This window comes from Fictibacillus solisalsi, assembly GCF_900103485.1.
Lineage (GTDB): Bacteria > Bacillota > Bacilli > Bacillales > Fictibacillaceae > Fictibacillus_C > Fictibacillus_C solisalsi.
The window spans coordinates 3,256,420-3,270,281 of record NZ_FNHW01000001.1; the positions used below are offsets into that span (position 1 = coordinate 3,256,420).

The window sequence follows — 13,862 nt, forward strand, 5'->3', positions numbered from 1 at the left end:
ATAAAACGATTAGTTATCTACTGAACATTGCAAATGATTTAAGACAGGAGTTGCTTTTTTGACTAAAAGAAATCATTTACTTGTATTCATATTGATCCTTGGGGCTTTTGGCATCATAAATACTGAAATGGGCGTTATCGGGATCTTACCCTACATTGCAGATCACTTTCATGTCAGTGTATCAAAAGCAGGGCTGCTGGTGAGTCTTTTTGCCCTTGTTGTTGCTGTATCTGGTCCGACGATGCCGTTATTATTTTCGGGGATCAATCGCAAGAAGGCAATGTTACTTGTACTTGGTATTTTTGTTCTATTTAACATTGTGTCTATATTTACATCAAGCTTTGCCATCGCCATTATTGCGCGTGTGATTCCAGCTATTTTTCACCCCATCTATTTTTCAGCAGCTTTTACAATGGCTGCCAGCTCTGTTGGCAGGGAAGAAGCTCCAAAAGCTGTTTCAAAAGTTTTTATTGGTGTATCTGCCGGCATGGTACTCGGCGTCCCTATCGCAAGTTATCTTGCTGGTACCATTTCGTTCGAAATATCCATGGCATTTTTCGCAGTAGTAAACGCGATTGTATTTATTGCTACACTAATCTTTTTCCCTTCCATGCCTGTTAAAGAAAGACTCTCTTACGGAGCTCAATTATCCGTATTAAAAAAACCAATTACCTGGCTGTCCATCGTTGCTGTCCTTTTATTAAATTCCGCAATATTCGGGGTATATAGTTACCTTGCTGAATTTCTTAAAACCGTTACGCAAATCTCCGGGAAATCTATTAGTTTAATGTTAGTTATTTTCGGGGGAGCTAATATTATTGGAAATATTGCAGCAGGCAGGTTACTTACTAAGGATGCCATCAAATCTGTCGTATCTTTTCCTTTTGCATTGGGAGCCGTTTACATCCTCTTATTCTTATTAGGACAGTTTACATGGCCTATGGCGATCATTACTTTAGTTTGGGGAGTATTAGCAGGAATAGGGGGTAATATTAATCAATACTGGATTACGTCTGCAGCTCCAGAAGCACCTGATTTCGCAAATGGATTATTTTTATCCTCCGTTAACTTAGGAACAACAATTGGTACAGCTGCAGGAGGAGTGTTTATTTCTCAATTAGGTACACCATACGTGGTATTAGTGGGATTACTATCTCTGGCATTAAGTTTGGTATTTATTATGTTTAGAAACTATTTGAATACTCCTGCACAGCAACTTTCTAGATAAGGTGCTCTTGCAACTGCAGTTGAATATCCCGTCATGTTCACAAATGACCTCATATAAAAGACAAAAAGCACTCCGCGGAGTGCTTTTGTGCTTTTTGAACGGTATTTATTGAACCAATTCCTTCTTGATAAGGTTTCGGCCAGATGTAAACTTCGGAAGATGCTCTTCATGTGCAAGTAGCAGTTCATTGGTCATTGACCACATCTCCTCAAGGGATAATACAGATGCTGTATGCGGATCCATCATCACTGCTTGATAGACATAATCTATATTTCCTGTTAAAACCGCTTCAACCACCAGTTGCTGGACATTAATGTTTGTCCGGTTCATCGCCGCGAGTTGTACGGGAAGATCTCCAACGTGACAAGGCTGGATACCAGATTTATTAATCAGGCATGGCACCTCCACACATGAATCTGCAGGCAGGTTTGTAATTAAATTTGTATTCAGCACGTTCCCCCAGATCACACGATTTGTACCTGTTTCCATAGAGTGAATAATAGGTGCTCCATATTCATGGCTCTTTTCTGTATGAAATGCCTCGCCTCTCTCTATTTTATCTTTAGTTTCCGAAAAGCGCTCAAGGTTTCTTTCACTTCTTCGTACATATTCATCGATTGGAATATCAAATTGCTCAATTAATTTTTCATCCTTAATGAAGTAAGGTGTATATTCAGACATATGCTCACTGGATTCTGTGACGAAATAATTCAACCTGCGCATCATCTCGAAACGCACCTTGTCCTTACTGAAAACATCATCCTTTTCCATTGCTTTAAACAACTCGGGATACAAATCGACTCCGTTCCTTTTAAGTTCAAGAAACCAGGCCATATGATTAATCCCAGCCACCTTATATTCAAGTTCTTCCACCGGAATATTCAAGTAGGATGCCAAATCATCCGCTGTATTCTGAACACTGTGGCAAAGCCCGATTGATTTAATGGAACTTGACTTAGCTACTGCATGCATGAGCATGGCCATTGGGTTTGTGTAATTCAACAATAACGCGTTTGGACACACCTCTTCCATATCCCTGCAAATGTCCAACAAAACTGGAATCGTCCTGAGTGCCCGAAAAATCCCACCTACCCCAAGAGTATCAGCGATGGTTTGCTTTAAGCCGTATTTTTTGGGAATTTCAAAATCGATTAGTGTAGATTGGTGCATGCCAACTTGAATGAGATTCAAAACATAGTCTGCACCAGCCAATGCTTCCCTCCGATTTAACGTTGCCTCTACCTTTGCATAGCCGCCATTCTCTTCGACTATTCTTAGAGCCATCTTTTCAGCTGTGCCTAATCGCTCTTGGTTAATATCTGTTAATGAAAACGTAGTGTTCTTTAGTTCGGGAAAGCTCAAAATATCAGTAATCAACCTTTTTGCAAATACTACACTACCTGCTCCGACAATTGTAACTTTTGCCATATTACAGCCTCCTATTCTTTCATTCCGGAACCAACCATACCTTTGATAAAATACCGTTGAAAAATTAAGAACACGATTAAAATGGGGATAACTGAAAGCAAAGTCAGTGACATGAGCTGAGTCCAATTAATAAAGTGTTCTCCCTTCAGCATCGCTAGCCCCAATTGAACGGTATACATACTCTGTTCGGAAACAGCAATAAGCGGCCATGCAAGCTCGTTCCATCTCCACATAAAAGTAAAAATGACCAGCACTGCGATCAAAGGTTTGATATTGGGTAAAATCACTTTCCTAAAAATTTTAAATTCACTCGCACCATCAATTCTTGCAGCTTCGATAAGAGAGTCAGGTATATTCATGATGTATTGTCTGGCTAAGAACAGCCCAAAAGCTTCTGCAGCCCTTGGGACAATTAATCCTGCATAGCTGTTAATCCATCCCAAGTACTTTAGAATATAGAAATTGGGAATCATCGTTATTTGAACAGGGATAATCAAGGTACTCAAAATCATCAGAAAAAGGATATTTCTCCCTCTGAATTTATATTTTGCAAAGGCATATCCTGCCAAACAGTTGATAAACACAGTTAAAATTACTGCTAATATACTTACGATCAGGCTGTTTCCAACATAACCAGCAAAAGGAGCCGCGTGCAGAGCGTCTGAAAAGTTGCTCCACATCAATTTATCCGGAATAATATGGGTATCTTTTGCCGTTACTTCTGCCGGAGTTTTTAACGCTGTAGACAACATCCAAATAAATGGGAGCAGAAAGAGGAAAGCCATCCCGCATAAAACCAGAAAGATTACAGTAGTTTTAATCTTTTTCGGACTCAGTCTCGGCAAGGAAAGGGGCTGAGAAACGTCAAGTTTACCTTCTTTTGCAAGCAAGGCTTTATTATCACTCATTGTTTTTCCCTCCCTAACCTCATTTGTACCAAAGTAAGAATCATGACAAGAATAAAGAAAAATGTTCCGATGGCCGAAGCGTACCCCATCTCACCTTCAGTAAAAGCCTTTTGATAGATATATTGCACGATAACGGTAGTTGAGTAGCCGGGACCGCCCTTTGTCATGGTGAAAACCAAATCAAAAACCATAAACCCATGAATAATCTCCATTACTAGAATAAAAGTAGTGGTTGGCTTAATCGTGGGTAAAGTAATACGCCAAAACTTTTGCCAGCCATTGGCACCGTCCATATCCGCTGCTTCATAAAGTGAGTCGGGTACTGCCTGGAGACCAGCTAAGTAGATCACCAGGCAATAGCCAATTCTTACCCAAAGTGTTGTTAGAATAACAGCCGGCATTGCCCAGGTGGATGAGGAAAGCCAATCTACTCCATGGACACCGAACTTGCTCAAAATCTCATTAAACAATCCATAATTAGGATTAAACATCCATGACCAGATAAGGCCAGCCGCTACTAGAGACACGACAACAGGAGCAAAAAATATCGTTCTAAAAATCGCGCGCAGGGGAACCTTTTGATTCAGCATCAGGGCACCAATCAAACCAAGTGCTGCACTAAACGGAACCGTACCTGCCGTATAATAAACTGTATTTCGCAGCGATATCCAAAACACTTTATCCCCAAACATCCGTGAGTAATTCTCAAGCCCGATAAAGCTTGGCTTTCCAAACATCCCCCATTGTTGAAAACTGATATAGAACGTAAAGAAAATCGGGATAACCATAAAGGTCAGAAATAGAATGATATTCGGTGCGATGAACAAATAAGGGGCAATTTTTATCGATCTCTTTTCGTACCATTTTGAAAGACTTGAAACCATTGTCCTCCCCCCTTCATTCTATTTCAGGATTGAATTTATTTTTTCTTCCAAATCTTTCGCTGTTTTCTCAGGAGAAGCATTCTGGGTATATAATGCTTCAAAAGAATCTCCTAATGCCTGATTCACTTTACTGAACTCCGGAATGGTTACCGTTTTCGCTAAATCTACAGGCACGGTTTGAGATTGTTCAATAAATAAATTCATCATTTTTGGATCTTTGATTTTGTATTCAAACGGCCCCTTAACATCTGTGCGGCTAGGCAAGAAAAGACCCTCTTCTACAAACGTCTTCATGTTTTCCTTTTCACCCATAAATGCAATAAATTTCTTTGCTGCTTTGGAGTGTTTGCTATTTGCCGGTACCGCCAATCCGTTTCCTCCTAAATCCGACGCAGCACTATCCTTCACAGGCATGTATGTAACGCCCCATTCATCCTTCATATCTTTTTCAAACAATGGAATCATCCAGTTCCCCGTAATAAAGAGCCCTGCATTACCTGAAGTAAATAACATATTTGGGTCATCTGCGCCTTTCATGCTGTTGCCTTTAGACATATAGTTCTTATACATTTTTTGAAGAAAGGCTAAAGTTTCGGTTGCTTCAGGTGTATTCACATTTGCTTTCTTTAAGTCTTTCGTTAGCAATGAAGCTCCATTTTCAAAAAAGAAGGGAAGTGTTCTGTAGGCAGATGAGGCAGATATGTTAGCCGCTATACCGTTTGGTGCTAACTTTTTGTCCTTGATTTTTTTTGCAACATCTAATAATTGATCCCATGTCCATGCATCCTTCAAATTGTCAGGAGCTTTTATATTCAATTTATCAAGGAACGTTTTATTGTAAAAAACGGCTAGCGTGTCTGTATGGTGCGGCAAGCCATAAATCTTATTTTCATAAGTAACAGCTGTCAGTAAACTTGGATTGTAGTTTTCCTTGTCTTTACCTACAACGTCTGTCAAGTCCATCAATGCGCCCTGGCTGGAAAACTCGCCAATCTTTTGATATTGGACCCGGAAGACATCAGGTGCATCATCTCCACCCATTCGAGTTTGTATTTTTGTATAATAATCACCCTGATTCGGAGGAGGCACTTGGCTTTTCTTTACTTTTATATCAGGATTCTCTGATTCGAATTTGCTTACTAAATCATTAAATCCTTTTTCTTCGCCCCCAGCTGCTGCCCAATACACAAACTCAATTGTTTCTTTGCCGTTCTTTTTTCCTGCGTCCTCTGAAGTATTCGAATTCGATGCGGCACATCCACCAAGGAGAGAAACTACTAACATCAACATAAAAAGGTTTTTACCAATTAAAAGCGCTTTCATTTTGAATCCTCCCTTTTCAATATGTGGAACAATTACTTAACGCCGATCCCCCTTTCATGGAAAAAATTTATGTTAATGGTTCGCAGCTTTCACGAACAATTAATTCAGTAGGCAAGTAAGTCGTTAGCGGAAAGCGAATACTATCATCCATTCTTTGGAGTAACATTTTGACAGCGATTCTGCCCATTTCCTCCTTATGAACATGAATGGTAGATAACTGCGGATTTACGTATTTTGACATTTCGATGTTATCAAAAGAAACAATAGAAATATCCTTAGGAATGGACAAACCATATTCCTGTATGGCTTTATATGCACCGTGAGCCATGCGGTCACTTGCTGTAAAAACAGCAGTAGGCAACTCTTTATCCATCAAAATTCTCTTCATTGCTTTATAGCCGCCTTCAATTGTAAAAAGTCCATCTTGAATCCACTCTTTTTTTAATTGCAGCTTGTGGGAAGCCAATACTTCCTGAAAGCCAATGAATCTATCATCTTCTTCCGCAGGTATATTAAGAGCGGAAGAACTTGAACTAATACATGCAATTTTTTCATGCCCCAACCCTATCAAGTAATCAGTCGCCCTTTTAGCAGCTTCTTTAAAATCTACTGTTACATAATCAATATCAAGCCCCGGTTTACCTCCTACAGAAATTACATAAGGGACACTATTTGATAGATTCTTCAATAAATCTTCATGCAGTGCTCCAACCACAATAACTCCCAAAGTATCATCCTTATATTCTTCTTTAAGATCCAAATGGACTAAGTCTTTATCATTGTATGAAAAACTCATTTTATAACCTTGCTCAATCAGCTCCCGCTCTACCCCATAAATCATTTCAGAAAAGTAGGGATCCTGGTATTTACTTTTAATATTATTAATTACACAACCGATTTTTTTCTCATTTATTTTCTCGTTTTTTCTATTATTAAGTTTTTTATATCCCATTTCTTTAGAAATTTTAAATATTTTTTCTCTCATTTCTTCAGGAATTGAATTAGCATGATTATTCAATACCCTTGATACAGTTGAAATAGATAGGTTTACTTCCTCAGCGATATCCTTCAAAGTGACTTTCATTTCAGCAACTCCTTATACACTTACAGAAATAAAACAGAAAAATTTTCTATGTTTTTCCGAGTGATTTAATCATATCAGCTTATTGTAGATTAGACAATTATAAATTTTCTGAATTTTTCAGTTTAATAGGGGGTTAGATACAATGATTAAAGGTTTCGGAGGAATATTTTGGGGTTAAGAATCTCGAAGCTCCAAAAGGTGTACGCTGAAGTGCTCTGAGGATTGATCTGGAAAATTGGAACGGTACGATGATTACACCCAAACCAGGAACTGAGACTATCTTTTCTTTCTTTACCGAGGATGACAGTTATTTCCCAACGGAACAACAAGTGATGTTGAATTTCCAAGTACATAATCTGGACGAGAAGCTGGTTCACCTTGAACATCTTGGTGTACCTCTTGAGAAGAAAAAAGAGGAATATGGAAAGTTTACTTGGATTAAAGTTCCTGAAGGTAGACTAGTCGAGCTTTGGGAGAAATAGAGGATATAATTAGTTGATATTAAGTATAAGTATCCAGCTGGAGTGTGTAACCGGCTGGCTTTTTTTTGGTTAGTTGCGTTTCTACAAGGTTTAGTTGCGTTGCATTTCATGTCATTTCATAACCTACTATAAACACCAAAAAAGCACTCCGACGAGTGCTTTCCTTCATGTTAGGACTTTATCTGTTTCAAAACTCTCTCTCTTTGATTCAGACGCATCGTCCGAAAGGTAGTCTTGTAAATTTAGCTCATCATATCCCGGAATGGTGATTCTCTTATATCTCATGGGTTCACTATTTAATGGGATGGTGCAGTCAAAACCTGTTTTTGAACCTAAGCCGTTATCGGTAGATGGATCGAGCTTTGAACCTTGGGCATCGTGAATCACAACCATATCTTTGCTGGCCTGGAAGCGTGTGGCGATAGCCCATTCGACTTCCTCCATATTAAAAATATCAACGTCTTCATCTGCAACTACAACATGTTTAATGTCAAAGCTGTTGGCGAAAGCCGCGAGAATGGCATTCTTGGCTTCACCTTCATTTCGTTTTTTTATCGAAACGATGGCATGATATCGACACGTGCCTCCCGGACTCATATGGACAGCCGCTACAGAAGGGACTGTCTGTCGTATGCTCTCGAGGAGGCTTACCTCCCGGGGGATACCGCCCAGCAGGAGATGCTCGTAACCCGCCGGTATGATCGTGTAAAAGATGGGATGATGCCGATGGGAAATGGCAGTGACCTGTACAATTTCTTTGTCGCTTCGCGGTCCATAATATTTAGGGAATTCTCCAAACGGCCCCTCAGGTTCCCGTATATGAGGAAGGATTTTTCCCTCTATTACAATTTCGGCACGGGCAGGCACATCGATATCCACCGTTTCGCATCGGACGGTTTCAAGCGGTTCAGAATGCAGCGCGCTCGCAATTTCCAACTCATCCACTCCAAATGGCGTACTGGCCTGCGAGGCAAGCAGCGTCAGCGGATCAACACCAATGACGATCGCGCATTCCAATGATTTCCCCTGCTCCTCTGCCTGTTTGTATAGATGATGAGTGTGCCTTGGAAGCAATAATGCACCAAGCCTGTCCTTACCTGAAATTTGCAGGCGATGAATCGATACATTTTGCTTGCGCGTTTCCGGATCGCGTGTAATGAACAGTGCCGCTGTGATGTAATGACCTGAATCCATTTCATGATGTATCGGAATAGGAAAGGTTTTTAGTATATCGATGTTTTCCGTTATAATATTCTCTTTTACTGGGGCATCCTCTTTTTCTAGTAATCTGCACGGTTTTGGAATTGACACCGCCTTAGAGAATTTAGGAATGATTCCTTTTTCGTCGGTTTCCAAGGCATCTGCAAAATCCTGCCGGCTCGAGCATATTCCTGAAACCAGAGGAACTTTATAACCATCTACATTTGAGAAGTAGGCCGCTTTTTGGCCATCAAGCTTTTTGGCCACTGCCGCAATCTCAAAATCGGGACTCACCTTTTTATTGATTACGGCCAACCGTCCCTTTGATTGAAGATGGTCCAGCCATGTACGGAATGTTCTAGCTTTCATACAACGGCCTCCTTTTACTTTAAATTCTTAAATCGTAGGTCAATTTAATGTTCCTCCATTATTCAGCTCACCGAAACGACTCCGAAAATATCCTTCAGGCGGCGCTCAAAAAGTTTCATCACGCGCTCCCGGCCGTTTACCACAGGGGGAACAGGGATTTGGCGGCCGTCGACGATAACCGGCTGATCATACCGGATGGCAATGAGCGGACGATATTCTTCATACACTCTCCGAATGCTGGCTGCATGCTTTTCCTGTTTGGCGAGCAGCTTCAGCATGCGGAGTCCAAATCCGACATGACGCCCTTCATCTTCCTTGATCCGTTTGAATCCTTCCTTTAAACCCGGCAAAATCCCTTTACTGCCATACACGGCTTCAAAAACGTCGTAACCTGCCATGGCCTGTACGCCTTCAATGATTCCCTGGTAATGAGCGAGCCCCTCCACCAGCGCCTCTTCCTTCTGCACTTCACTGCCTTCCAGAGCGTTCAGCATCCTTTTGCCCCGCTCATCCAGCTTTTGCTGAACCGCATTTTGTACACCTTCAGTCCTGTGAATGCCGAGTACTTCCTGAAAATAGCGAAGAAAAAATTCGGTATGCTTGAATTCTTCCACGAGCTGCGTGCTAAGAAAGGCCTGCTGCTGAGTAGAAGCCCCGAGCATGATCCATGGACAGAATTTCAAGGCTACATTTTCTTCCGCGTCGAGAAAACCGGTACAAAAGTGAATCAGGTAATCTTGCAAATCCTTGTCCAGTCTTTCATAGTCCTCCCTGTCACGTGACAGGTCAATTTCAGCAGGATCCCACGTGCCAAACCGAATCGCTTTTCGATACAGCTTCCAGGCCACCTCATCCGTACTTTCATCCAAACCAAACACCAATTCTTCAGCCATCGAACATACCTCCCCATTGGATTAGTATATTTTCTTCAACAGTTCCAGCACCTCAGCCTCGGACGGCTGTTTCGGGTTCCACTTCATCATTCCGCTTTTGAAAGAATCCAAAGCGATAACACCAAGCTGATGTTCAGATACATCAACGTCTCTTAACCGTGTCGGCAGACCAATATCGGAAACCAGTTGAGCTACGGCTTCTGCTGCCTGCCCCGCCAGGGAGGAAGATGATCCATTATGGATTCCAAGCAGGTTCGCAATGTTTGCTGCTTTTTGAACATTTTCTCCCCCATTGAACTCGATGACATGCGGAAGCAACAACCCGATCGCTATGCCATGGGGCACGTGACAATGACCTGAAAGCGCGCTGCCAATGGCGTGCGCCAGTCCAAGCAATCCGTTATTGAATGCCATGCCTGCGAGCAAGCTTCCATGCGACATCCGGGTCCTGGCTGCCTTGTCATGGCCTTTCTCCACCGCTGCTCTTAAAGAAGATCCTATCGTTGCAATTGCCTCTGTCGCCAGTGCGTCGGTTGCCGGGCTGGCCCGGCGGGAAAAGTAGGTTTCAATTCCATGGGCCAATGCATCAATTCCGGTGGATGCGGTTATTTTTTTCGGCAGGCCCAATGTCAGCTCAGGATCCACAATCGCCAATGTCGGTGCCATATATCGGCTGTTGACCGTTACTTTCACCTGGTTTTCCCAGTCCGAATAAACTCCGAAAACCGTAACCTCACTGCCCGTCCCGGAGGTGGTCGGTACCGCGACAAGCGGAATAACCGAACCACTTTTGATCCGTTCGACTCCTGCGTAATCCCCAATACTTTGACCGTGCTGGGCTACGATTCTTATTCCTTTGGCCGTATCCATCACGCTGCCTCCCCCAACGGCGATCAGGACATCGCAGTTACTTTTGCGAAAACAATCCGCTCCTCTGTCAATCGTTTTAAAACTGGGATCCGGTTCCACCTCCAGATAAAGTTCAGATGAGATGCCAGCTTCTTGAAGAGAGGCATTAATGTTACTTAATAATCCTGCGGACACCACTCCCTGGTCACTTACAATAAACGCCTGTTTCACTCCCATAGCGGCAAGCTGTCCGCCAAGTATGGAGGCTTTGCCAAAGCCGAATTCAATTCGGGTCGGCAGATGAAAGGAGTAGCTTCGCTCCGACTGTTGAGTCATGGAACCACTCTGCATCAGACTTCCTCCCCCGGCTCTTCGACTTCAATATGGACATGCTTTGTTTCACAGTATTCCATCAAACCATCCACGCCCCGTGTCCGGCCCAGACCGCTTTGCTTATAGCCGCCAAACTCTGCTTCAGGGAAGTTTTTATTATACGTATTGATCCATACGGTTCCAGCCTGGATCCCTTTTGACAAACGCATGGCCCGGTTAAGGTTGGAGGTCCATACTCCTGCAGAAAGCCCAAAGTCGCTGTCGTTTGCCAGATGAAGCGCTTCTTCTTCGCTTGTGAACGTCTGGATAGCGAGTACCGGCCCAAAAATTTCTTCCTGGACCACCCGGCTGTCAGCTGGAAGGCCGTCAATAATGGTGGGTTTGAAGTAATAGCCCCGGTCGTGTGATCCCCCGGTCAAGCGCTCACCGCCTGTTACAATCGTTCCTTCCTGATGGCCAAGATCGCAAAAGCTCTGAACGATGTCCAATTGGTTTTGAGACACAAGCGGTCCCATATCGGATGTTTCCAAAAGCCCGTTATCCACCTTGAGCCGTTCGGCATATTCTTTTAACCGCTGAACCACTGTTTCCTTAATGGATTCCTCAATAATTACTCTGGATCCGGCCATACAGATTTGGCCGGCGGAAATAAAAATGGAACGGCCGATGATTGGAATCGCCTTGTCGAGATTTGCATCCTCAAAAACAATATTGGGGGATTTGCCTCCAAGTTCGAGCGCGATCTTTTTGATAGTTTTGGCCCCTGTTTCCATGATCGACTTTCCGGTCGCTGTATCTCCCGTAAAACTGATCATATCGATCTTTTCACTGGCTGCCATCGCCGCACCAATTTCTCTTCCGGGACCTGTTATCAGGCTCACGATTCCCTTTGGAAAACGAGGGATCTCAGCGATCAGCTTGAAAATTTCAGCAGAAATCGAGGGTGTCAGACTCGCCGGCTTAACGATAACCCCATTACCGGCAGCAAGCGCCGGGGCAAGCTCACGGACCATCAGCAACGCGGGCCAGTTCCACGGAGAGATGATGCCCACCACCCCGATCGGTTCTTTAACAATCACCCCGAAGTTTGCAGGTTCCAGCTGCATGGAGCGCCCAAACACGGTTCTAGCAGCCCCGGCAAAATATTTAAGAGTGTCGATGCAGCCCGCCAGTTCCCCTCTTGACTCCCGAATGGTCTTCCCCTGGTCAATCGTGAGAATTCGGGAAAGACGCTCCAGGTTCTTTGTCATGTGTTCAGCGAGTGCCAGCAAGGCTTCATAGCGGCGCTTTGGATTTACCGCCCAGTCACTGGTCAGAAAGGCGTGCCGTACGGACTCGATGGCAGCTGTAACATCTCTTACATTTGATTTTTGCGAGTAGCTAAACAGGTCTCCAGTAGCAGGATTGTACGACTCAATCAGCTCATTGGACGTGGATTCTGTCCATTCACCATCGGCAAAATTATAGTAGGTTGGTACTTTCTGAGTAACGAAAGTGGACATCCCATCATACTCCTTTCCGTTTTAGATTGGATTGTTATCGCAGCCTTCCTTTGGTCTCTGGTATGATAACGCTTCCAACAATGTAGACAAGATAGATGACAATGGCAAAATACATTAAAGTGTGTGGAATATTATCAACCGTTCCGCTTGCTAGGGTGACAAAGGTAGGCATCATGCCTCCAATAGCAAAACCCATGTTCCAGGACAGGCCGGTGCCTGTGGATCGGATGGAGGTCGGGAACCGCTCGTTTAAGAATATCAGGACAGGAGCGTAGGCCGCATTTCCCAAAAAAACAAGACATACCACGTAGAAGTAGATGGCAGTAACTGAGCCTGCATCGGCCAGAGAGAGATAAAAATACGGCAGGCCGATCACATTTAACAACCCGACAACCATGAAAACCTTTTTCCTTCCGTACACTTCACTGAGATGGCCGGCAATCATGGCCGCTATGATCGTCGCTATACTTGCGGCGATAAGAACGCCTGACAGAGTTGCAGAAGATACCTTATTGACAACATTGAGGAACGTTGGAATAAATCCGGCAGTTAGATAATAACCGGAGCCTCCCCCGATTACGATCATCAAGTTAACCAGCAAAATTTTTGAATATGTCGTAAATAGGGCTTTGACGGGTTTTTGTTCCACCACATTCTGATTCTCATTCTTTTTCATTTCCGTCCATAGTGGGGATTCTTCCAGTGTCCGGAAAACAAAAAGACCAGCAACTGATCCCAAAATCCCCGTAAAGAACATAACTCTCCATCCCCAGCCCTCAAATGCTTCACCAGGGAACAGGGCAGAGACCACCATAAATGCGATGGAAGCAAACAGTGCACCCAATCCTGCACCGCCTCCACCGATCAACCCCGACATGAGCCCCCTCCATTTAGGAGGCGCTGATTCGGTTCCGATCGTATGGGTGGAGGCTACGACCCCTCCAACAAAAACACCTTGAACGAGGCGAAGCAATAAAAAAAGAAGGGCAGCAAATAACCCGATTTGAGGAACCGTGGGCAGCAACCCGAAAACAGCGGTGCTTAAACCCACTCCTATAATGGCTACGGTCATCGCATTTTTTCTTCCATGCTTGTCCGCATAGGAGCCAAATACGGCGGATCCCAGCGGCCGCATAAGCAGGGTAACCGCAAAAGAAGCATACACCGCAGCAAGAGACAGCGTAGGATTGGTTGTTGGAAAAAATAGTTTTCCTATGGTAGGTGTGACATATAGCAGGATGAAAAGGTCATATAAATCGAACGACCAGCCCAGTAGAGAAGCGGCGGTAGCCGAAACGATCTGCTTGTTTTCCGTTTTTTTCGGTTCTGTTTCTCTTACTACACCTGTAGATACAGCATTTGACATCGTCATTTCCTCC

At 43.5% G+C, this 13,862-nt stretch carries 11 protein-coding genes and 1 pseudogene; 2 read left to right on the forward strand and 10 right to left on the reverse strand.

Annotation, left to right across the window (positions count from 1 at the left end; translation table 11 throughout):
* Nucleotides 1-58: 58 nt before the first annotated feature.
* Nucleotides 59-1,228 (forward strand): MFS transporter, encoded by a 1,170-nt coding sequence (locus BLT53_RS16420; RefSeq protein ID WP_090236322.1) that lies wholly within the window; start codon nt 59-61, stop codon nt 1,226-1,228.
* A 105-nt stretch (nt 1,229-1,333) separates the two neighbouring features.
* On the opposite strand, the gene melA is transcribed toward BLT53_RS16420, so the two are convergent.
* The 5 genes from melA to BLT53_RS16445 form a co-directional block, all read right to left on the reverse strand.
* Nucleotides 1,334-2,656: an alpha-glucosidase/alpha-galactosidase gene (melA, locus tag BLT53_RS16425; protein ID WP_090236324.1), complete on the reverse strand. Its 1,323-nt coding sequence runs from the start codon at nt 2,654-2,656 to the stop codon at nt 1,334-1,336.
* An 11-nt stretch (nt 2,657-2,667) separates the two neighbouring features.
* A complete protein-coding gene (locus tag BLT53_RS16430) occupies nt 2,668-3,564 on the reverse strand; it encodes a carbohydrate ABC transporter permease (protein ID WP_090236325.1) in 897 nt (298 codons plus the stop codon).
* On the reverse strand, nt 3,561-4,448 hold the full coding sequence (locus tag BLT53_RS16435) for a carbohydrate ABC transporter permease (RefSeq protein WP_090236327.1): 888 nt from the start codon (nt 4,446-4,448) through the stop codon (nt 3,561-3,563). Before BLT53_RS16435 ends, BLT53_RS16430 begins: the two co-directional genes overlap by 4 nt.
* Nucleotides 4,449-4,466: 18 nt before the next feature.
* Complete coding sequence (locus tag BLT53_RS16440) at nt 4,467-5,771, reverse strand: ABC transporter substrate-binding protein (RefSeq protein ID WP_090236328.1); 1,305 nt, start codon at nt 5,769-5,771, stop codon at nt 4,467-4,469.
* A 67-nt stretch (nt 5,772-5,838) separates the two neighbouring features.
* Entirely contained in the window at nt 5,839-6,855 is a 1,017-nt protein-coding gene (locus BLT53_RS16445) for a LacI family DNA-binding transcriptional regulator (protein WP_090236329.1), read from the reverse strand.
* A gap of 142 nt (nt 6,856-6,997) precedes the next feature.
* Between BLT53_RS16445 and BLT53_RS16450 the strand changes: the two are divergent.
* Nucleotides 6,998-7,337 (forward strand): annotated as a pseudogene (locus BLT53_RS16450) (VOC family protein).
* Nucleotides 7,338-7,502: 165 nt separating this feature from the next.
* On the opposite strand, the gene BLT53_RS16455 reads toward BLT53_RS16450, so the two are convergent.
* The 5 genes from BLT53_RS16455 to BLT53_RS16475 all read right to left on the reverse strand — a co-directional run bounded on the left by BLT53_RS16455 (nt 7,503) and on the right by BLT53_RS16475 (nt 13,849).
* Entirely contained in the window at nt 7,503-8,906 is a 1,404-nt protein-coding gene (locus BLT53_RS16455; protein ID WP_090236331.1) for a UbiD family decarboxylase, read from the reverse strand.
* A gap of 62 nt (nt 8,907-8,968) precedes the next feature.
* Nucleotides 8,969-9,799, reverse strand: a complete 831-nt coding sequence (locus BLT53_RS16460; protein WP_090236332.1) for a R2-like ligand-binding oxidase — start codon at nt 9,797-9,799, stop codon at nt 8,969-8,971.
* Between the two features lie 21 nt (nt 9,800-9,820).
* Nucleotides 9,821-10,999 carry an iron-containing alcohol dehydrogenase family protein gene (locus tag BLT53_RS16465; protein ID WP_090236334.1) on the reverse strand — a complete coding sequence of 393 codons (1,179 nt, stop codon included), beginning with the start codon at nt 10,997-10,999 and terminating at the stop codon, nt 9,821-9,823.
* Nucleotides 10,999-12,483 carry an aldehyde dehydrogenase family protein gene (locus BLT53_RS16470; RefSeq protein WP_090236336.1) on the reverse strand — a complete coding sequence of 495 codons (1,485 nt, stop codon included), beginning with the start codon at nt 12,481-12,483 and terminating at the stop codon, nt 10,999-11,001. Before BLT53_RS16470 ends, BLT53_RS16465 begins: the two co-directional genes overlap by 1 nt.
* A gap of 34 nt (nt 12,484-12,517) precedes the next feature.
* Nucleotides 12,518-13,849: an MFS transporter gene (locus BLT53_RS16475; protein WP_090236338.1), complete on the reverse strand. Its 1,332-nt coding sequence runs from the start codon at nt 13,847-13,849 to the stop codon at nt 12,518-12,520.
* Between the last annotated feature and the right edge of the window lie 13 nt (nt 13,850-13,862).

Coding starts and splice junctions, on each gene's coding strand:
- melA (WP_090236324.1), bottom strand. CDS start 2,656: ATGGCAAAAGTTACAATTGTCGGAGCAGGTAGTGTAGTATTTGCAAAA.
- BLT53_RS16430 (WP_090236325.1), bottom strand. CDS start 3,564: ATGAGTGATAATAAAGCCTTGCTTGCAAAAGAAGGTAAACTTGACGTT.
- BLT53_RS16435 (WP_090236327.1), bottom strand. CDS start 4,448: ATGGTTTCAAGTCTTTCAAAATGGTACGAAAAGAGATCGATAAAAATT.
- BLT53_RS16440 (WP_090236328.1), bottom strand. CDS start 5,771: ATGAAAGCGCTTTTAATTGGTAAAAACCTTTTTATGTTGATGTTAGTA.
- BLT53_RS16445 (WP_090236329.1), bottom strand. CDS start 6,855: ATGAAAGTCACTTTGAAGGATATCGCTGAGGAAGTAAACCTATCTATT.
- BLT53_RS16455 (WP_090236331.1), bottom strand. CDS start 8,906: ATGAAAGCTAGAACATTCCGTACATGGCTGGACCATCTTCAATCAAAG.
- BLT53_RS16460 (WP_090236332.1), bottom strand. CDS start 9,799: ATGGCTGAAGAATTGGTGTTTGGTTTGGATGAAAGTACGGATGAGGTG.
- BLT53_RS16465 (WP_090236334.1), bottom strand. CDS start 10,999: ATGCAGAGTGGTTCCATGACTCAACAGTCGGAGCGAAGCTACTCCTTT.
- BLT53_RS16470 (WP_090236336.1), bottom strand. CDS start 12,483: ATGTCCACTTTCGTTACTCAGAAAGTACCAACCTACTATAATTTTGCC.
- BLT53_RS16475 (WP_090236338.1), bottom strand. CDS start 13,849: ATGTCAAATGCTGTATCTACAGGTGTAGTAAGAGAAACAGAACCGAAA.